General features: G+C 58.1%; 19 protein-coding genes. 10 read left to right on the top strand and 9 right to left on the bottom strand.

Going from position 1 to position 18,000, the window contains the following annotated elements:
- The first annotated feature begins 308 nt into the window (after positions 1 to 308).
- Positions 309 to 1,205, top strand: coding sequence for a bacteriophage abortive infection AbiH family protein (locus Q6A51_RS20000; RefSeq protein WP_304575562.1), 897 nt, complete (start codon positions 309 to 311; stop codon positions 1,203 to 1,205).
- A gap of 1 nt (position 1,206) precedes the next feature.
- Here Q6A51_RS20000 and Q6A51_RS20005 read toward each other — a convergent pair whose 3' ends face one another.
- Positions 1,207 to 1,737 carry a hypothetical protein gene (locus Q6A51_RS20005; RefSeq protein WP_304575563.1) on the bottom strand — a complete coding sequence of 177 codons (531 nt, stop codon included), beginning with the start codon at positions 1,735 to 1,737 and terminating at the stop codon, positions 1,207 to 1,209.
- Between the two features lie 101 nt (positions 1,738 to 1,838).
- On the opposite strand from Q6A51_RS20005, the gene Q6A51_RS20010 reads away from it, so the two are divergent.
- Positions 1,839 to 2,093: a hypothetical protein gene (locus Q6A51_RS20010; RefSeq protein ID WP_304575564.1), complete on the top strand. Its 255-nt coding sequence runs from the start codon at positions 1,839 to 1,841 to the stop codon at positions 2,091 to 2,093.
- Between the two features lie 162 nt (positions 2,094 to 2,255).
- Here the strand turns inward: Q6A51_RS20010 and Q6A51_RS20015 are convergent, their stop codons facing one another.
- Positions 2,256 to 2,714: a DEAD/DEAH box helicase gene (locus Q6A51_RS20015; protein WP_405046166.1), complete on the bottom strand. Its 459-nt coding sequence runs from the start codon at positions 2,712 to 2,714 to the stop codon at positions 2,256 to 2,258.
- On the opposite strand from Q6A51_RS20015, the gene Q6A51_RS20020 reads away from it, so the two are divergent.
- The 3 genes from Q6A51_RS20020 (at position 2,698) to Q6A51_RS20030 (ending at position 4,337) form a co-directional block, all read left to right on the top strand.
- Positions 2,698 to 2,871 carry a hypothetical protein gene (locus Q6A51_RS20020; RefSeq protein ID WP_201018678.1) on the top strand — a complete coding sequence of 58 codons (174 nt, stop codon included), beginning with the start codon at positions 2,698 to 2,700 and terminating at the stop codon, positions 2,869 to 2,871. The two genes, Q6A51_RS20015 and Q6A51_RS20020, sit on opposite strands and share 17 nt — an antisense overlap.
- Positions 2,872 to 2,974: 103 nt before the next feature.
- Positions 2,975 to 3,394, top strand: a complete 420-nt coding sequence (locus Q6A51_RS20025; RefSeq protein WP_304575565.1) for a polyribonucleotide nucleotidyltransferase — start codon at positions 2,975 to 2,977, stop codon at positions 3,392 to 3,394.
- A 37-nt stretch (positions 3,395 to 3,431) separates the two neighbouring features.
- Positions 3,432 to 4,337: a cation diffusion facilitator family transporter gene (locus Q6A51_RS20030; RefSeq protein WP_304575566.1), complete on the top strand. Its 906-nt coding sequence runs from the start codon at positions 3,432 to 3,434 to the stop codon at positions 4,335 to 4,337.
- Here Q6A51_RS20030 and Q6A51_RS20035 read toward each other — a convergent pair.
- Positions 4,334 to 5,056, bottom strand: a complete 723-nt coding sequence (locus tag Q6A51_RS20035; RefSeq protein WP_177434646.1) for a DUF6515 family protein — start codon at positions 5,054 to 5,056, stop codon at positions 4,334 to 4,336. The two genes, Q6A51_RS20030 and Q6A51_RS20035, sit on opposite strands and share 4 nt — an antisense overlap.
- Positions 5,057 to 5,778: 722 nt before the next feature.
- On the opposite strand from Q6A51_RS20035, the gene Q6A51_RS20040 reads away from it, so the two are divergent.
- Positions 5,779 to 6,258: an Lrp/AsnC family transcriptional regulator gene (locus Q6A51_RS20040; RefSeq protein WP_122313638.1), complete on the top strand. Its 480-nt coding sequence runs from the start codon at positions 5,779 to 5,781 to the stop codon at positions 6,256 to 6,258.
- A gap of 12 nt (positions 6,259 to 6,270) precedes the next feature.
- On the top strand, positions 6,271 to 6,477 hold the full coding sequence (locus tag Q6A51_RS20045) for a DUF2788 domain-containing protein (protein ID WP_095067777.1): 207 nt from the start codon (positions 6,271 to 6,273) through the stop codon (positions 6,475 to 6,477).
- A gap of 149 nt (positions 6,478 to 6,626) precedes the next feature.
- On the opposite strand, the gene Q6A51_RS20050 is transcribed toward Q6A51_RS20045, so the two are convergent.
- From Q6A51_RS20050 to Q6A51_RS20065, 4 genes are all read right to left on the bottom strand, one after another.
- A complete protein-coding gene (locus Q6A51_RS20050) occupies positions 6,627 to 7,253 on the bottom strand; it encodes an rRNA large subunit pseudouridine synthase E (protein WP_236124325.1) in 627 nt (208 codons plus the stop codon).
- A gap of 65 nt (positions 7,254 to 7,318) precedes the next feature.
- On the bottom strand, positions 7,319 to 8,782 hold the full coding sequence (gene amn, locus Q6A51_RS20055) for an AMP nucleosidase (RefSeq protein WP_201018676.1): 1,464 nt from the start codon (positions 8,780 to 8,782) through the stop codon (positions 7,319 to 7,321).
- A gap of 52 nt (positions 8,783 to 8,834) precedes the next feature.
- A complete protein-coding gene (locus tag Q6A51_RS20060) occupies positions 8,835 to 10,484 on the bottom strand; it encodes an acyl-CoA dehydrogenase family protein (RefSeq protein ID WP_304575568.1) in 1,650 nt (549 codons plus the stop codon).
- Between the two features lie 129 nt (positions 10,485 to 10,613).
- Entirely contained in the window at positions 10,614 to 12,602 is a 1,989-nt protein-coding gene (locus Q6A51_RS20065; protein ID WP_304575569.1) for a sensor histidine kinase, read from the bottom strand.
- 366 nt (positions 12,603 to 12,968) lie between these two features.
- On the opposite strand from Q6A51_RS20065, the gene Q6A51_RS20070 reads away from it, so the two are divergent.
- Entirely contained in the window at positions 12,969 to 13,766 is a 798-nt protein-coding gene (locus Q6A51_RS20070) for a hydroxymethylpyrimidine/phosphomethylpyrimidine kinase (RefSeq protein ID WP_095067782.1), read from the top strand.
- A 22-nt stretch (positions 13,767 to 13,788) separates the two neighbouring features.
- Positions 13,789 to 14,412 (top strand): thiamine phosphate synthase, encoded by a 624-nt coding sequence (gene thiE, locus Q6A51_RS20075; RefSeq protein WP_095067783.1) that lies wholly within the window; start codon positions 13,789 to 13,791, stop codon positions 14,410 to 14,412.
- 139 nt (positions 14,413 to 14,551) lie between these two features.
- Here the strand turns inward: thiE and Q6A51_RS20080 are convergent, their stop codons facing one another.
- A complete protein-coding gene (locus Q6A51_RS20080; protein WP_095067784.1) occupies positions 14,552 to 15,073 on the bottom strand; it encodes a methylated-DNA--[protein]-cysteine S-methyltransferase in 522 nt (173 codons plus the stop codon).
- Complete coding sequence (locus Q6A51_RS20085; RefSeq protein WP_304575570.1) at positions 15,070 to 16,515, bottom strand: AlkA N-terminal domain-containing protein; 1,446 nt, start codon at positions 16,513 to 16,515, stop codon at positions 15,070 to 15,072. Before Q6A51_RS20085 ends, Q6A51_RS20080 begins: the two co-directional genes overlap by 4 nt.
- Before the next feature lie 192 nt (positions 16,516 to 16,707).
- On the opposite strand from Q6A51_RS20085, the gene hemL reads away from it, so the two are divergent.
- Positions 16,708 to 17,991 (top strand): glutamate-1-semialdehyde 2,1-aminomutase, encoded by a 1,284-nt coding sequence (gene hemL / locus Q6A51_RS20090; protein WP_201007134.1) that lies wholly within the window; start codon positions 16,708 to 16,710, stop codon positions 17,989 to 17,991.
- Positions 17,992 to 18,000 lie beyond the last annotated feature (9 nt).

The raw sequence follows: 18,000 nt of genomic DNA on the forward strand, positions 1-18,000 counted from the left end.
GTTCAGTGCGCTTCTACGCACACACGATCAGATCATGACGCGAAAAAGGCCAAATGGCCATCACCTGAGTGATCCGTGCCGTACTGACCTGACAGGGTACATGGCTTCAGATACGAGGAGTGGGCATTACCCAGGTGCACGGCGGACGAGGATCGAGTGAAAGCACTCTCCTCTATCAGATCGGGATGGGATGCATATGCTGAAGCACGAAGACCTGAATGTCCGCATCGGACGCTCACAACCTACTGCACTGGTCAGACTGCAGCGCTAGAGTGAAACTAAAACTTGGCACTACAGCAGTCATACCGATGCTAACCAACATCCTCTACATCATCGGTAACGGCTTTGATTTGAACCACGGATTGCCAACCGGCTACGGGCACTTCAAGGCCTACGTCAGAGACCACGATCGCGAGGTATACGACTGGGTGGACGAGTATCTGCCTGCGGGCGAAAGCTGGGCGGATCTGGAGATGGCCTTCACAGAACTCGACACCGACCACATCGTCAGCAGTCTTGAATACCTGATGGGATCTTACGCTGACGATGACTGGAGCGAATCTGGCCATCATTATTTTCAGTATGAGGTCGACCGAGTAGCCGGCGGACTGGGAGGAACGCTTAACAGGCTGTTCGCTGCGTGGGTAAACACTATTCAGATTCCTGACGCCCAGAACGCTCAAAATCGTCTTGCCGAGTTGGACACCAACGCCACCTATTTAACCTTCAATTACACCAGCACGCTCACCCGTGTGTACCAGGTGCCCTCTGAAAATATTCTGCAACGGACATCGCTGTTCGACGCCGTCAACCATGAGGACTCTGATCATCGCCTCATCGAAGCCATGCAGTCCTTGGACGACTATTTCTCGAACACCTTCAAGCCTTCCAATGAAATCATCGAGCGCAATGCTGATTTTTTTGCAGGTCTGGCAGAGGTCGATCAGGTGGTGGTGCTGGGGCACTCACTCAGTCCAATGGATGCTCCTTATCTTTCAGCCGTAGTTCATGCGTTGAAGCACAGACTGGTGTACTGGACGGTCGCCACGCTGGAGAATGACGACCTCCGAGAAAAAACGGCTCTCTTGAATGCTATCGGCGTCCCCTCAGGGCACGTCCGCTACAGGCCGTGGAGCGAGCTCCACGAAGCCCCGTCCTACGAACATCTCGAAGGCTATGAGAGAACAGGAAGCTACCTGCCCTAAACTAGACATCAACGCCCCAAGCTCGAACCGTATCTCGTAGCTGCTTGCGGTGGGCATTATTCTCATCATGTCCAAGGTAATGGGTGCCAACCAATTGGTTGAACTCAGGGAGAACGCCAGGAGTGATCAACTGCCGACCCTGCTTAAGTCCCAAATGGATATCGATACTCCGATAGGCAAGCTCGTCACTATCGTCCGTGGTGACGTCATGCTGGAACAAGTCTAAGACATCCTTGAACGGCTCCAGAAGAACGCTCCTCAACGCAACAATGGTTCTGCCCTGGTGCATCTGACCCAAGTGTCTGTAGAAGAGGGATGCAACGCCGGCAGCACAAATCTGAGCTCGCTCCCTCGGCGACGGATATTTGGGCGATATACCTGCAGGCGCGAATACAGTGTCATATACACGACGTAGTGCCTTTCCGTACTGGGGCAGCAGAGCATCCGGCCCGGCTGCGTCAAAAGCGGGAGTACGCAGCCGACCAGCAATCATTCCCTTAAGATTGGTGCAGCGTGCCACAGCAGTGAACACGAGCCTAGTCCCGAAAAAGTCGGCCCACATCTCATGGCTTTGCTGTCGAGATCGTCTTTATCCACATGCTTGGTATGGGCGTTCGCCCAGTGAGCGAGCTCATGGCCAGCAATGATCAGGCAGTAAAACAAGTCACTGTGATCGTTCACATCGCTGTCGGTGAAGCGATAGGAGAACTGCAAGGTTGGCCTGCCGCCGATAGTTACGACTCGGGCAAGCAGGGCGGAATCACCGTCGAAATCGCAAACCACATCAGGCTGGAGATCGTAATGATGCATCGACTTGAAGTCCCCAATCAGAGCTGTAATTACATCCTTGTTGGTAAGCAATATCTGTCACCTCGGTTTGTCGATTAGCACGCTGGATAGGTACAAGGGGAAGGTCATCAGTCGCGTGGTTTCAGATAGACCTGTCTCCCTCCACTCCCCATCAGATTCACGGCTGAGGCTCTTCCTGGCAGGAGCAAGAGCAGGAGCAGGAGCAGGAGCAGGAGCATCAAAGCCTTGTGGGCTTTGACTTCAAAGCCAAGGCAAAGGCGTTGACTGAAGCCACGTAGTTTGACAAGAAATATGTGGATTCAGGGATTGTGGGAAAACATGAAATTCATCGAAAATCAGCAACCCCACGCCTTCCAGCGCCGGATCATCCTGCAAGCGACGAGTCAGAATCCCTTCGGTGACCACTTCGATACGGGTGTTCGGGCCGACCTTGCTGTCCAGCCGGATCCGGTAGCCAACGGTTTCCCCGACCTTCTCCCCCAGCTCACTGGCCAGCCGCTCGGCCGCGGCCCTGGCGGCCAGACGGCGAGGCTCCAGCATGAGGATCGTCTGCCCGGCCAGCCACGGCTCATCGAGCATCGCCAACGGCACTCGTGTGGTCTTGCCCGCCCCCGGCGGTGCTTCGAGGATGGCTTCGTGGCGGGAGGTCAGTGCCTGGCGCAAGGCCGGCAGGACAGCATCGATGGGCAAGGAAATCATGGCGGCTCCAGAACAGGCGACCGATTATAAGCTGCACAGGCGTTTGCAGAAGGTCAGCAGCAGCGGATTTATCCAGGGAAGCGTTGTTTGTTCCGGCTTCTTCGCGGATGAATCCGCTCCCACACAGCAATCGCCCCATTTTCGCGGCGCAAGCTAACGTGATGAATATATGTTTACTCGAAGAACCTGCAGAACACGCAATAGTCTTAGCGACGTAGCCTTTGCCTTGTATAGTTGCCACCTCACTTCAGGAGTTCTCCATGCGCATTCCATCCCGTTTTATCGGCGGCGTTCTGGTCGCCACGCTTTTGACTCAGATTTCTGCGTGCGGCAGCATTTTCTATCCTGATCGTCGCGGACAGATCGAAGGCAAGATCGACCCGGCCATTCTTGCTCTGGATGCCGTTGGCCTGTTGTTTTATGTGATTCCGGGCGTCATTGCCCTGGCTGTGGATTTCACCACGGGCGCGATCTACTACACGCCGACCGGGCATGCGCAGGTCGATCCGCAGAAGCTGCAACCGGCGATCAATGCTGACGGCAGTGTCGACAACAGCAAGCTGCAAGCCATTCTGGAAAGCGAGCTGGGCCAATCCCTGCCGCTCAACGACCCTCGCCTGATCCAGTACAAGGGCAGCGTCGAGCAACTGGCAACACTGGGCCGTCACCCGGCGGCTTGATGCCCATAGAGCTTGATGCCCACAGAAAGGAAGCGCCATGAACACCAGCACCGAACATGCCCGCCTGCTGCGGCTTGCAACGCGGGCATCGTTGCTGGTTGCCAGCACCCTGATCATCGCCAAGGGCGTGGCATGGTGGTTCAGCGGTTCGGTGAGCCTGCTGGCCGGGCTGACCGATTCGCTGCTGGATGGCGCGGCCTCGTTCCTCAATCTGCTGGCGGTGCATTACGCGCTGCGCCCGGCAGATGAGGATCATCGTTATGGCCACGGCAAGGCTGAAGCGCTGTCGGGCATGGCTCAGGCGCTGTTCATTGCCGTCAGTGCCGGGCTGATCGCCTTTCAGGCCATCAAACGTATCCAGTATCCCGAGCCCTTGGGCGCGGCGGGACTCGGGATCGCGGTGATGGTGCTGTCACTGATCCTGACCATGGCCCTGCTCTGGCTGCAACACAGGGTCATCAAGGAAACCGGCTCGGCGGCCATCCGCGCCGACTCGCTGCACTATCGCTCCGATCTACTGCTCAATTTCAGCATTCTGCTGGCTCTGACGCTGACGTTATTCGGCTGGCAACAGCTGGATGCCTACTTCGGACTGGGAATTGCCGTCTACATTCTTTGGAGTGCGTTTCAAATTGCTCGCGAGACGGTATCGGTGCTGATGGACGAAGAGTTACCAGCCGATCTCAGCCAGCACATGCTGGAGCTCGCGTGCGGCGTGCCGGGGGTTCTGGGCGCACATGACCTGCGTACGAGGATTTCCGGCAATCGCTGGTTCGTGCAGTTGCATCTGGAGTTACCGGGGAGTCTGACGCTCAGCGTCGCCCACGGGCTGTGCGATCAGGTGGAAAACGCCATATACCAGCAGTATCCAAAAGCGGAAGTGCTGGTGCATGCCGATCCACAGGAAGTGGTGAAACAGGCTCAGGCAACATCAACAACCTAGTTGACGCTGTAGCCTCGCCCCGCAAGGCAGGCGCCCATCGAGCGACGATAAAGATCCACCACCTCGGCCTGCGGCTGGGAAGTAATGTTCGCCGGATCAAAGCCGCTTTGCTCTACGGCCCAGCGGTAGCATTGGTAACGATCCAGCTCGACCTGCTCAGGGCTTTGGCCATTGAGTGGGTAGGAAACCGGGTCATAAGCATTCTGCGCTGGCACCTGGCTGTAGGTCGGCTGATTCTGTGGCGGGTTGACCACCACATACTCCTGACTGTCGGCCTGATAGGCGTAGTAAGTACCGGCGGCCAGGAACAGCAACGAACTGCCGATCCAGATTTCCTGCGAGTAAGACGGCAGGCTGCGCACGCGCAAGCCATAAGGCGGCGTCACCACCACATAGCGCGGGCCTTGCGGGCGATACCAATAGCCTTGTGAATAGAAGTAATCCTGTCCGCGATACGGAACACGCGCGTAGCCACCGGGGACTCGGTCTATCGTATAACCGGGTCGATACTGCGGGCCTGGTCCCCAGCCATTGCCACGCCCGTCGGGTCGACCTTCCCAGCGATCATTGGGACGGCCATTACCGGCCGACCAGTTGCGATTGCCACGCGGGTTGTCCTGGTAATAACCCTGACGCGGCTGCTGGGTTTGCCAGGATTCCCGAGGTGCGGTCTGGATCGGCAGATTGTTCTGGTGCTGCTGGAACTGCTGACGTTCGATCTGCCGTTGCTGATTTTGCTGGTCCTGGATCTGGCGCTGCTGATTCTGTTGTTGCTGGTATATCTGCTGTTGCTGGTATATCTGCTGTTGCTGATGGCGCTCGACCTGACGCTGCTGATTCTGTTGTTGCTGAATCTGCTGCTGTTGCTGACGTTCGCCCTGAAACTGCTGGTTCTGCTGCTGTTGCTGGATTCTGCGCTGCTGCTGTCCATTGTCGCCGGAACTGCCGCGATACTGATCCTTGAAGGAGTCATCCTCAGCCAATGCATGGGCGCTGATGCTCAAACACAGCAGACTTAACCCTGTCAGCTTCCAGATGCCAGATTTCATGCTTTCCTCACTAGGGCGCGGATAGACGTAGTTAAGACTGTAATAGTGGCGCGCCGTTCTGCGCACTTTATCAGGACGCAAAGAAAAGGGGACCTGTCTGGCCCCCTTGGGATACTTCGTCCTGGCGCGACGCTTATGACGTCGGCTCACCTCATACGTCTTCTGGACTGTATGTAGCCCGGGGGCCTGGCCGACCCTGTCGGGTGGGAGGCCGCGGCGGCCTGATTGGGCGAGCCGCGCTGGACGCTATGTCCGGGCAGTGATTCTGTTGAAAAGAATAGGCCTGCCGGACCGACAAAAGATTGCGAAGATCACTTACAAAAACATTACTTGCGCAATTTTTTACTTCATATCAATAATTCAGCGCAATTAAACTCACAAAGGGGAACATCGTGAGCAAGCTCGACAGATATGACCTGAGCATTTTGGCTGAACTGCAACGCGACGCACGCATTTCCAACCAGGAACTGGCAGAGCGTATCGGGCTATCGCCATCGCCCTGCTCGCGCCGCGTCAAACAACTGGAAGACGACGGCTATATCGTGCGCCAGGTTGCCTTGCTGGATCGCAAGAAGCTCAGTCTGAACCTGACCGCCTATGTACTGATCGGGATGGATCGACATACGCCGGAGCGATTCGAGCATTTCGAGCAACAGATCCGTAACTTGCCTCAAGTGCTGGAATGCAGCCTGGTGACCGGCATGGACGCCGATTATCAACTGAAGGTGGTGGTTCCTGACATGGATCACTACCAGAAACTGCTGCTGGGCCATCTTACCCGCATCGAAGGCGTCACCAGCGTCAAGTCGAGCTTCGTGCTCAATCAGGTGCTTGCCAGCACTGAGTTGCCCTTGACTCATCTGCGTAGCTAGACGGAGTAAACGATGGACCCCGTGCTTTTTGAAGAGTGGATGATGACCATTCTGGTCACCATCCTGATCTGTTTCATGGGCTTTATCGTCTGGGATCTGGCGAAGAAATCCAAAGCGGGCAAATTCGGCACCTTCATCCTGTTCTTCGTGCTGGGCCTGGGCATCATGGCATTCGTGATCAAAAGCCTGGTGATTGCCTATATCGAGAATGGCTCATGAGCCACCCCGATCAATTAAGGCACACACAAACTGCAGGAGGCATCTTGCTGGCGAAAAAGGCCTCAAAACCGGCAGATATTCTGAGTCTGCACGAGAAGTCGCCAGCAAGCTGCCTCCCACAAAGTGATTTATGACCTTAACGGATTCGGTCAGGGCTTGATCTCTCGATACTGCCCCTGATCCAGCCCCTCCAGTGTCCAGTCGCCGATCCTGACCCGCACCAGCCGCAGGGTTGGCAGGCCCACAGCGGCAGTCATGCGTCGCACCTGCCGATTACGGCCTTCCTTGATAATCAGTTCCAGCCAACTGGTCGGTACGCTTTTGCGAAAACGCACCGGGGGATTGCGTGGCCAGAGTTGCGGCTCTTCCAGTTGGCGAGCCTCGGCGGGCAAGGTCGGGCCGTCGTTGAGTTCCACCCCGTTACGCAACTGCTGCAGTTGCTCTTCGGTCGGCTCACCTTCGACCTGCACCCAATACGTCTTGGGCAGTTTGTGCCTGGGGTCGGCAATACGGGCCTGAAGCTGGCCGTCGTTGGTCAGTAGCAGTAAACCTTCACTGTCGCGGTCCAGACGCCCGGCCGGATAGACGCCGGGGATGTCGATAAAGTCCTTGAGCGTTGCCCGACCTTCGCCATCGCTGAATTGCGTCAGCACATCAAAAGGTTTGTTGAACAGAATGAGCTTTGGCTCGGCCGGAGGCGCTTTGGCGACACGCCGGGCAGCGCTGGCATTCTTGGGGGCTGGACGACGAGACACAGGACGTTGAGTGCGGGACATGGGAGCTTAGAGACTTGAAAACAGAAAGGGCCACTTTAGTGGCCCTTTACATAAATACCAATCACTTAACGGAAAGGCGGCTCATCGAAGCTGCGCAGTTTGCGCGAATGCAGCGAATTGAGTTCGGTACGCAGCAAGTCCAGGGCCGCAATGCCGATCTTCAAATGCTGGCTGACGGCACGCTCGTAGAAAGCGTTGGCCGAACCCGGCAATTTGATTTCACTGTGCAGAGGCTTGTCCGATACGCAGAGCAAGGTGCCGTAAGGCACGCGCAGACGATAGCCTTGAGCCGCAATGGTGCCGCTTTCCATATCCACGGCCACCGCACGAGACAGATTGATGAGCGGTCGCTCCTGTGCCCAGCGCAGCTCCCAGTTCCGGTCATCGTAGGTCAGGACGGTGCCGGTGCGCAGTCGCTTTTTAAGCCCTTCGCCACGCTCGCCGGTGATCTGCGCCGCCGATTCCTGCAACGCCAGTTGCACTTCGGCCAGGGCCGGGATCGGGATATGCGGAGGCAGCACGCGATCCAGAATGCCGTCACGGCGCATGTAAGCGTGAGCCAGCACATAATCGCCAATGGTCTGGGACTGACGCAGGCCGCCGCAGTGGCCGATCATCAGCCAGCAATGAGGACGCAGCACAGCCAGGTGATCGGTGATGTTCTTGGCATTGGACGGGCCGACACCGATGTTGACCAGCGTGACACCGTGGCCATCTTCGGCGATCAGGTGATAGGCCGGCATCTGGTAACGGTGCCAGACCACGCTGGCAACGATGGCCTGTGCCTCTTCGGTTCCCATGCTCTTGTCGACCACAACGTTGCCCGGCAACACCATGCGTACGAAACGCGGGTCGTCGCGCAGTTTTTCCAGACCATGCAGGATGAACTGGTCAACATAACGGTGATAGTTGGTCAGCAGAATCCACGGCTGTACATGCCGCCAGTCGCTGCCGGTGTAATGCACCAGCCGTCGCAGCGAGAAATCCACCCGTGCCGCGTCGAACAGTGCCAGAGGCAGCGGATCGGTATTGGCCCAGTCATACAGGCCGTCAGCAATGCCGTCGGTCGCAGCAGACAGGTCGGTACTTGGGAAAACCCGTGCCAGCGCGGCGGCTGTCACACCGGAACCGGCCAGTTCATCGCCCTGCTCGACCACGTACGGATAAGGAATGTTCTGCTCGCTGACGCCCACTTCGATCGTGACAGTGAAGTCGCTCATCAACGGCCGCAATTGCTCAAGCAGGTATTTGCGGAATGCCTTGGGGTGGGTCACGGTGACACTATAGGTGCCGGGCAACTGCACCTTGGCGTAGGCACGAGTCGTCAGCGGCACATCGCCCTGGTAGGCGTAGGTCAGGCGCAACTCCGGGTAGCGGAACAGCGCTCGTTGCTCGGCGTCGGGCTCGACACGGTCTTTCAGGTAGCGCTTGAGCGCCTGGCTCAGCGCGCTGGTTGCACGTTCATGCAGTTCTGCGAGCCGCTCCACAGCTTGCTCGGCGTTTTCTACAACAACAAAGGCTTGCGTCACGGTTTAGGTCCTGTCTGATCTTGCAGACCTGCATCCTAACGGGTTCCCGTGCTTATGCCACCTGCGGCGAAGAGCGAGCCAGTAAAGTTTCTGCATCGACACCTACCGGCAAAGCGCCATAAACGCGCCCAGACGACAACAATCGGCCAGCAATGAAACCGTCGCTGACGGCAGCATTGCCCCCTTCGAGCAACAGCCTGGCCTGCAAGCCGACCGCGATATCTTCAGTCAACTGCCGGGCACGATACTGGATATCGCGGGTGTCCTTGAATGCGGCTTTCAGTTTTTCGATATGCGCTTTCAGATGCCGATCACCATGCCCGTCGCCCAGTTCATGGAACAGGGCATCAAGCACGCCGGGCTCCTTGGACAGCGCTCGCAACACGTCCAGGCACTGCACATTGCCGGAACCTTCCCAGATCGAGTTGACCGGCGCTTCGCGATACAGACGCGGCAGAATGCTGTCTTCGACATAACCGGCGCCGCCCATGCATTCGGCGGCTTCGTTGATCATGGCCGGCGCACGCTTGCAGATCCAGTACTTGCCCACCGCCGTGACCAGCCGCACAAAGCGCGCCTCATGATCGTCATCGAGATGGTCAAGCGCGCGCCCCATGCGCAGGGTCAGCGCCAGTGCGGCTTCGCTTTCCAGCGCCAGGTCGGCCAGCACGTTCTGCATCAACGGTTGTTCGCTGAGCAATCGCCCGCTGACCTTGCGATGGGCGCAGTGGTGCGTCGCCTGGGTCACGGCCTGACGCATCAGGGCGCTGGAGCCGATCATGCAGTCGAAACGGGTCATTGCGACCATTTCAATGATGGTCGGCACACCACGCCCTTCTTCACCGATCATCCAGGCCAGCGCGCCGCGCAGTTCGATCTCGCTGGAAGCGTTGGACCAGTTGCCCAGCTTGTTTTTCAGACGCTGGATATAGAACTCGTTACGGGTGTCATCCGGTCGATGGCGCGGTAACAGGAAGCAGCTCAGGCCCTTGTCGGTCTGTGCCAGAGTCAGGAATGCATCACACATGGGAGCAGAGCAGAACCATTTGTGGCCGACCAGTTCATAAGCCTGCCCCGGCCCGCTCGCGCCCACCGGATAAGCCCGTGTGGTGTTGGCGCGCACGTCGGTGCCACCTTGCTTCTCGGTCATTGCCATGCCGATGGTTGCACCGGTTTTATGGGCGATGCCGATATTGCGCGGGTCGTAGCGAGTGGAGAGGATTTTCGGCAACCATATCTGCGCCAGTTCAGGCTGCAACCTGAGCGCCGGTACGCTGGCAAAGGTCATGGTCAGCGGGCAACCACTGCCAGGCTCGGCCTGGGTATGCAGATAGCTCATCGCGGCCCGCGCCACATGGGCGCCGGGTTGCGGATCGGTCCAGGGCAAGGAAGGAATGCCATGCTCGATGGCAGCACTCATCAACTGGTGATAAGCCGGGTGAAACTCGATCAGATCGATGCGGTGGCCGTATCGGTCATGGCTGGCAAAGGTCGGCTTGTTCTGATTGGCGAGGAAACCGGCCTCCATGAGAGGTCCGCCCGCCAAAGCGCCATAAGCATCGATCCGGGGCTCGGCCCAGCCTGCATCAAAGCGCTTTACCCACGCTTGCAGCGGCAGATCGATACGGTAGAGATTGGCGCCATCCAGTGAAGGCGGCTGATTGGTCACTTCGTGGGTTTCAGCGAGTGGATGCAGGTTCATGAGTAGCCTCCTTGTCTGCGGGCGCGCATGCGAGCCATTTAACACAGCCTGATGCGCAGCAGTGAACCATGCAGACACAGCTTTAAACAGTGCCGTTCATGACGAATGAGCGGGGCTTTTTTCCTGCCTTCAGATCCCCCACTGGGCCTTGGCTGCCGGAGCCTTGCGCACAGCGCCCGGTATGGCCATCAGCAAAGGCAGGCTCAGGGTGAAGCAACTGCCCCTGCCCGGCTCGGAACGATGACTCAGGCTACCACCCTGCAACTCGACCAATTGCCGACAAATCGCCAGGCCAATACCCAGCCCGCCATATTCGCGCGTCATGGAGCCATCGACCTGGAAGAACCGCTGATACAGCGTCGCCTCATCGAGCTGGCTGAAACCGATACCGGTGTCCATCACCTCGACTCGCAGCAGCAAGACGTCGTTGTCATGCTGTTGCGCCATGGCCCGAACCTTGACCGCGCCTCGCTTGGTGAACTTGATCGCATTGTCCAGCAGGCATTCAAGGCACTGGTACAGCTTGTGGACATCGCCACGGACACTTTCCGGCAACTGCCCGTCCAGCTCGAACCTCAACTCCAGACCCTTGGCCTGTGCTGCACTGCGAAAGCGATCACGCAACTGCTCAAACAGGCCGCACGTGTCAAAGGCATCGCTTTCGGCATACAGCACACCGGCCTGAAGCTCGGTCAGGGTCAGGATGCCGTTGATCATGCTCATCATGTCCTGAGCCGAGGCGGCGGCCGTCTGCTGATACATCTCCAGCTCGCCGTCCATCTTCACCGTCTGCATCAGTTCCAGCGAACCGATGACGCCATTCATCGGAGTCCGCAGTTCGTGGGTGAGCGTGGCCAGAAACTCGTCCTTGAGCCGGTTGCTCGTGGCCAGTTGCCGATTGAGGCGTTCCATATCCTTGCCGGCTTCCAGCAATGTCTGAGCCTGTTGCTCGCGGATATGGTTGACACGGTCAGCCAGTGCCAGAGACAGCAGCGCCATCTCCAGCACCGAGCTGATCTGGCTGGCATACAAGTTAAGGAAGGTATTGGGGATATAACCGAACAGCATCACGGCATTGACCAGCCCGCCCATCAAAAACACAACCCATGCGACCAGGAAGTAGCGAGCGATTCGTACGCCTTTGAGTACGGCCGTGATACCCGTTGCCAGCATCACCAGGAAACACGTCAGCACCAGCATCGTCACCGTTCGCAGCGCCACCCCGTAATTGGCAAACAAGGCAAGCAGCATTGCTACGACGGCACCCGCCATCACTGTGATCAACAGACCATCCAGCCAGCGCGCCAGGGCTCTGGTCTGCAGAAAACTGCGTGAAAACTGGCTGACGAACAATACGGATATCGCCATCAGGAAAGGCGTCGCGGTATTGGCCCAAGTGGGGCTGTCCGGCCAGAGGTATTCGACGGCAACGCCATTGATCGACAACTGATACAAGCCGAACGAGGCAATGTACAGGATGTAATACAGATAGCTGGGGTCACGCACGCTGATATAGATGAACAGGTTGTAGACCAGCATGCCCGTCAACACGCCATAGATCAGCCCCAGGATGTAGACCTTTGCGGGCTGCTCTTCCATGTAGGCATGGCTGGACCAGAGATTGATCGGCGCCTGGATCGGCCCCTTGCTGGAAACACGCAGATAGACCGTGATGGGTTTGCCCGGCTGCAAATCCAGGCCGAACACAAAGTTGCCCTGCTTAACATCACGGCTTGAAAACGGCAGCATGTCGCCGGTTTTCCAGGCCAGTTGATAGCGTCCGTTTCCGTCCGGCAAATAGACATCGACATGGTCCATCGGCGGATAGGCCAACTCCAGCAGCCAGTCGGAATGCTTTGCCCGAGGGTTGGGCTTGTACAACAGATCGACCTTCAGCCAGAACGCCGAATGAGAATAACCTGCATTGAATGTTTCACTATCGGGCACACGAAAAGCCGTTGCCTCGGATGAGATGCTCTCGATGTTCGCCTTGCCACTCACGTCTTCAAAAACCTGAAGCTCGCGCCCCAGCGGCAAGCTGCGAGTGGTTTCATCAAACTCGACGGCATGGGCCAGCAATGGAACCCAGACAACCAGCATTATCAGCAAATAGCGCATAAAGCCCCAAGGTAGAACGTCGCTGTCATTTCATCCGTTGATGACGACGCCCCGCAATTTCTTTCCTTGAAACAGGCAATAGTTCAAAAACAGATATGTCAGTGTGGACCTTGCTTACGCTGATATGCCTGACTCGTGGCAATAAAAATCACCAGCGGTAAAAAGGCTTCAGGAATAACCAAGCATAGCGGTTAATGGCTTTTAGTCACTACCACTTTAAAATTTAAGCAATGGCTCTATCTCGGCCATCACCGGGCAAACTGAAAATTTTTTACCCTTGCAAGGGTCGTTGATTTTTCAGCGCCCCCCAGAAAAACCCGGAACGACCGGCGGCTCGGGAAAGGTTTAGTGATAAGCTCGCGCACCATGAATATTTATAGCTCCCGTCCCGTAGTCCTCTGCCTCAGCGGCCACGACCCCAGCGGTGGTGCCGGTCTGCAGGCTGATATCGAAGCCCTGCTTGCCCAAGGCTGTCATGCCGCACCGGCCGTAACGGCCCTGACCGTGCAGGACACCGTCAATGTCAGCGACTTTCGCGTGCTGGACCGTGAATGGGTCCTGGCTCAAGCCAATGCTGTCTTCAATGATTCGAGCGTAGCAGCAGTCAAGCTGGGTATGTTGGGTTCATTGGAAATGGTCGATACCGTAGCGCAATTGCTGATGGCGCATCCCGGCCTGCCAGTGGTCTGCGACCCGGTTCTGCGCGCTGGCGGCGGTGGCCGGCTGGGCAAGGATGAGGTCGGCTACGCGATGCGTGAACGGCTGTTGCCACTGTCGACCATTGCCACCCCCAATCTGCCGGAAGCCCGTATTCTGGCCGAATTGCCTGAAGGCACGGCAGACGAATGTGCGCAAAAGCTGCTGCCGTTCTGTGAAAACCTGCTGATCACCGGCGGTCATGGCGATGAACAGGAAGTCCATAACCGCCTGTACATCCGTGGCGGCCAGTCCCATACCTTTATCTGCCAGCGCCTGCCTGGCAGTTATCACGGTTCGGGCTGCACACTGGCCAGCGCCCTCGCCGGACGACTGGCTCAGGGAGAAGCACTGATCAGCGCTGTGCAGACAGCGCTCGACTACACTTGGCGAACGTTGCGGGACGCTGAGCAGTTGGGCAAGGGACAATTCGTTCCTCGCCGTCTCCCCCTGGACTTTTGTTCGTAACGCCTGACATGAGGCCCATTCGATGAAACTACGTGGCCTGTATGCCATTACCGACAGCGCACTGTTGGCCGGTAAATTCCTGCCCTACGTCAAGGCCGCACTCGATGGCGGCGTGACCTTGCTGCAATACCGGGACAAGACCAACGACGAATCGCGCCGCCTGCGCGAAGCCACTGAACTGCTCAAGCTGTGCGAGCAATACAAGACCCGGCTGATCATCAACGACGACGCCGAACTGGCAGCCCGTCTGGGCGTCGGTGTTCACCTGGGACAAACCGATGGCTCGCTGCCGGATGCCAGGGCACTGCTGGGTCATAAGGCGATTGTCGGTGCGACTTGCCACGGCAAGCTTGAGCTGGCGGAAAAAGCGCGTGCCGACGGTGCCACCTACGTGGCGTTCGGGCGGTTCTTCAACTCCCAGACCAAACCCGATGCGCCTGCCGTGCCTTTCGATCTGCTGGATCAGGTACGCGCCAAAGTGTCTTTGCCGATTGCCGTGATTGGCGGCATCACTCTGGAAAACGCACCGCAACTACTGGCCCGCGGAGCTGATCTGCTGGCAGTGGTACACGGGTTGTTCGGGGCAGAGAATCCGCAGGAAGTGACGCGACGGGCGAAGGCGTTCAATGATCTTTTTCGTGAGTGAAATACCTTTTCGCGAATGAATTCGCTCCCACTGTAGGAGATCACCCGCCGCCCAGGGCAAGCGCGCTCCTACAGAAAAACGTTTTAATTCATGATGTTGTGTTTATGTTTGATGAGAGTGAATTCATTCGCGAAAGCCGCTACACGACTCCAATAACCTTCAGCTCGAAATCAGGCATCCCGTTGGCATTCTCCAGCGCCAGTAACGCTCGCTTGCGATCAACGCCACCGGCATAGCCTGTCAAATCCCCGCCTGAACCGATGACCCGATGGCAAGGCACAATGATCGAAATCGGGTTCTTGCCATTGGCCGTGCCGACCGCTCGGGAATGCCCTGGGCTGAGGCCCATTTTCCGGGCCATGGCACCGTAGGACAGCACCTCGCCATAGGGAATGCGCGCCAGTTCGCGCCAGACCTGCTCCTGAAAGGAAGTGCCACGAAAACGTAGCGGCACCTCGAATACCCGGCGCTGGCCATTGAAGAACTCGGTCAGTTGCTCCTGAGCCTGGCGAATCACCTTGGGGACAGCATGATCGTTGGGCAGCAATATCAGTTGCGGAAAGTATTTCTGGCCGACGAAGTACACGCCCGTCAGCGCATCGTCCTCGGCTCGCAAGGCAACATCGCCCAGCGGGCTGGAAAGCAGATAGCCATGAATCATTTTTTGGCCTCCTCACGTTGACGCCAGACATGCACCGTCGCATAAGCGCGCCAGGGTGCCCACTGGCTTGCGTATTCATTGAGCTGGGCGACCGTTGCACAGCCTAGATGTTTTTTAAGTACCGCATCGCCCTCCGGAAATGCATTGGGCCAGCCCAAGGCGCGCATGGCGATATATTGCACGGTCCACTCACCGATCCCCCGAATATGCCGCAAGGCCGACAGGGTTTCATCCAGTGGCACCAAGGGCTCAAGCATGATGCGTCCTGCTGCCACCTCCTGGGCTACCGCGATGATGGCCTCGGCGCGAATACGGATAATACCCGTTGCAATAAGCTCTTCCGGACTCAGGCAAGCCATCACTTCGGCCGTCGGGAACGCATGATGCAGCCCGAAAGGTGCCTCATCCACCGCCGTACCGAAACGCTCGGCAATACGGCCAAGAATCAACCGGGCCTGAGTCACCGATATCTGCTGGCCGACCACCGCCCGGACCGCAATCTCGAAACCGTCAAACGCACCCGGTACACGCATGCCCGGCAACTCGGCAACCAGTGCTCCAAGGTGCGCATCCACCAGATCGGGCCGGCAGCCGGTGTCGAAAACCCGCCGCACTCGTCCCAACACCTGGGCAATACCCGACTGAAGAGACGCCGATACACTCACCACCAAGGCATGACGCAACGGCGCATGGCTCACGGTCACCCAACCGGCCAGACGACGCCCCGCATGCTCGATGGTGAGCACCCGGGTGTAGGCGTCTTCAGCGACATGCTCAACCCCTGCAATACAGCGATGGGCCAGAAACTCCAGCACACCATCCCATGAAAAAGGCGGTCGGTACGACAACTCGAAACGCATGCTGGCCTCACCGGAGCGGTGCGTGGCCTTTCTCAAGCGCAGCGGGTTAAGACCATAGCGCGCCTGAAACACATCATTGAAACGCCTGACGCTGCCGAACCCGGAAGCCAGCGCCACTTCGGCCATGGACATCCCCGTATCGGTTAATAAACGCTTGGCGATCAGCAGGCGCTGGGTCTGGGCAAAGTCGATCATTGACACACCAAACTCGGCCTCAAAGATCCGCCGCAGATGCCGTGAGGTCACGCCCACCCGTTCAGCCAGTGCATCGAGGCTTCTGCCGCTCAAGAAGCCTTCTTCAATCAGTCGCGCGGCGGCCTGGGCCAACCGACCCGAGACATCCAACAGCCCGTGACCCGGCGCCAGTTCCGGGCGGCAGCGCAAGCAAGGACGAAACCCCGCTTGCTCGGCAGCCGCCGCCGTTGCATAGAAGCTGCAATTCTTCGCCAGTGGCGCACGCACAGGACACATCGGCCGACAATAAATCCCGGTCGTCGCTACGCCCATGAAAAACCAGCCGTCGAAACGGCGGTCCCGGGCGATAAAGGCCGCATAACACACATCAGGATCAAGAGTTTTCATGTGGCTGACCCTACTCCAGCGCCGGGAAAAAGTCTGGCTGAATTCGGACATGTGCATCCGGCAGCCATGTGGCATTTGCTATAGTGCGACTCCCTACGCCTCCAGGCCTCGTGACGTCACCGAAGCAGCCATGCACAGAGCTGCACACTCAGCGTAGAAACGACTTCCCGGTTCAAAAGCAGAGACCCGATCATGTCCCGTTCCGAAACACTCTTCGCCAACGCCCAGAAACACATTCCCGGCGGTGTCAACTCGCCCGTTCGCGCTTTCAAGAGCGTTGGCGGCACGCCACTGTTCTTCAAGCATGCTGCCGGTGCTTACGTGACTGACGAAGACGACAAGCGTTATGTCGATTATGTCGGTTCCTGGGGACCGATGATTCTGGGTCACAGCCATCCGCAAGTGCTCGACGCCGTGCGCAGCCAACTGGAACACGGCCTGTCCTATGGCGCACCGACCGCCATGGAAACCGAAATGGCCGATCTGGTCTGCTCACTCGTGCCGTCCATGGAAATGGTGCGCATGGTCAGCTCCGGCACCGAAGCGACCATGAGCGCGATTCGTCTGGCCCGTGGCTACACCGGTCGCGACAGCATCATCAAGTTCGAGGGCTGCTACCACGGTCACTCCGACAGCCTGCTGGTAAAAGCTGGCTCCGGCGCACTGACGCTGGGCGTGCCAAGCTCGCCAGGCGTTCCGGCAGCGTTCGCCAGGCACACCCTGACCGTGCCGTTCAATGATCTGGAAGCGGTCCGCCAACTGCTGGCCGATGTCGGTCAGGAAGTGGCATGCATCATCGTCGAGCCGGTCGCAGGCAACATGAACTGCGTTCCGCCTGCACCGGGCTACCTGCAAGGCCTGCGTGACCTGTGCGACGAGCATGGCGTGGTGCTGATCTTCGACGAAGTAATGACCGGCTTTCGCGTGGCACTCGGCGGCGCCCAGGCTTACTACGGCGTTACACCAGACCTGAGCACCTTCGGCAAGATCATTGGCGGCGGCATGCCCGTGGGCTGCTTTGGCGGCAAACGCGAAATCATGTCGCACATCGCCCCGCTGGGGCCGGTCTATCAGGCTGGCACGCTGTCGGGCAACCCGCTGGCCATGGCCGCAGGTCTGACCACGTTGCGCCTGATCAGCCGCGAAGGCTTCCACGATGAGCTGAGCGACTACACTCGCCGCCTGCTCGAAGGCCTGCAACAGCGTGCCGATGCAGCGGGCATCCCGTTCGTGACCACTCAGGCGGGCGGCATGTTTGGCCTGTATTTCAGTGACGCCAAGGAAATCGTGACCTTCCAGGACGTCATGACCAGCGATGCCGACCGCTTCAAACGCTTCTTCCACCTGATGCTGGAGGGCGGCGTGTACCTTGCGCCAAGTGCATTTGAAGCAGGCTTCACTTCCATCGCCCATGGCGAAGCGGAGCTGAAACTGACCCTCGATGCTGCCGAAAAAGCGTTCGCCGCCCTGAAATAAGCTAATGTA

This window comes from Pseudomonas serbiensis, assembly GCF_030580745.1.
Classification (GTDB): Bacteria; Pseudomonadota; Gammaproteobacteria; order Pseudomonadales; family Pseudomonadaceae; genus Aquipseudomonas; species Aquipseudomonas serbiensis.

Bases quoted from the DNA above. Each gene is read 5' to 3' on its own strand.
- Q6A51_RS20000 (WP_304575562.1), top strand. From the start codon at position 309: ATGCTAACCAACATCCTCTACATCATCGGTAACGGCTTTGATTTGAAC.
- Q6A51_RS20010 (WP_304575564.1), top strand. From the start codon at position 1,839: ATGGCCAGCAATGATCAGGCAGTAAAACAAGTCACTGTGATCGTTCAC.
- Q6A51_RS20020 (WP_201018678.1), top strand. From the start codon at position 2,698: ATGGGCAAGGAAATCATGGCGGCTCCAGAACAGGCGACCGATTATAAG.
- Q6A51_RS20015 (WP_405046166.1), bottom strand. From the start codon at position 2,714: ATGATTTCCTTGCCCATCGATGCTGTCCTGCCGGCCTTGCGCCAGGCA.
- Q6A51_RS20025 (WP_304575565.1), top strand. From the start codon at position 2,975: ATGCGCATTCCATCCCGTTTTATCGGCGGCGTTCTGGTCGCCACGCTT.
- Q6A51_RS20030 (WP_304575566.1), top strand. From the start codon at position 3,432: ATGAACACCAGCACCGAACATGCCCGCCTGCTGCGGCTTGCAACGCGG.
- Q6A51_RS20045 (WP_095067777.1), top strand. From the start codon at position 6,271: ATGGACCCCGTGCTTTTTGAAGAGTGGATGATGACCATTCTGGTCACC.
- Q6A51_RS20050 (WP_236124325.1), bottom strand. From the start codon at position 7,253: ATGTCCCGCACTCAACGTCCTGTGTCTCGTCGTCCAGCCCCCAAGAAT.
- Q6A51_RS20060 (WP_304575568.1), bottom strand. From the start codon at position 10,484: ATGAACCTGCATCCACTCGCTGAAACCCACGAAGTGACCAATCAGCCG.
- Q6A51_RS20065 (WP_304575569.1), bottom strand. From the start codon at position 12,602: ATGCGCTATTTGCTGATAATGCTGGTTGTCTGGGTTCCATTGCTGGCC.
- Q6A51_RS20070 (WP_095067782.1), top strand. From the start codon at position 12,969: ATGAATATTTATAGCTCCCGTCCCGTAGTCCTCTGCCTCAGCGGCCAC.
- thiE (WP_095067783.1), top strand. From the start codon at position 13,789: ATGAAACTACGTGGCCTGTATGCCATTACCGACAGCGCACTGTTGGCC.
- Q6A51_RS20080 (WP_095067784.1), bottom strand. From the start codon at position 15,073: ATGATTCATGGCTATCTGCTTTCCAGCCCGCTGGGCGATGTTGCCTTG.
- Q6A51_RS20085 (WP_304575570.1), bottom strand. From the start codon at position 16,515: ATGAAAACTCTTGATCCTGATGTGTGTTATGCGGCCTTTATCGCCCGG.
- hemL (WP_201007134.1), top strand. From the start codon at position 16,708: ATGTCCCGTTCCGAAACACTCTTCGCCAACGCCCAGAAACACATTCCC.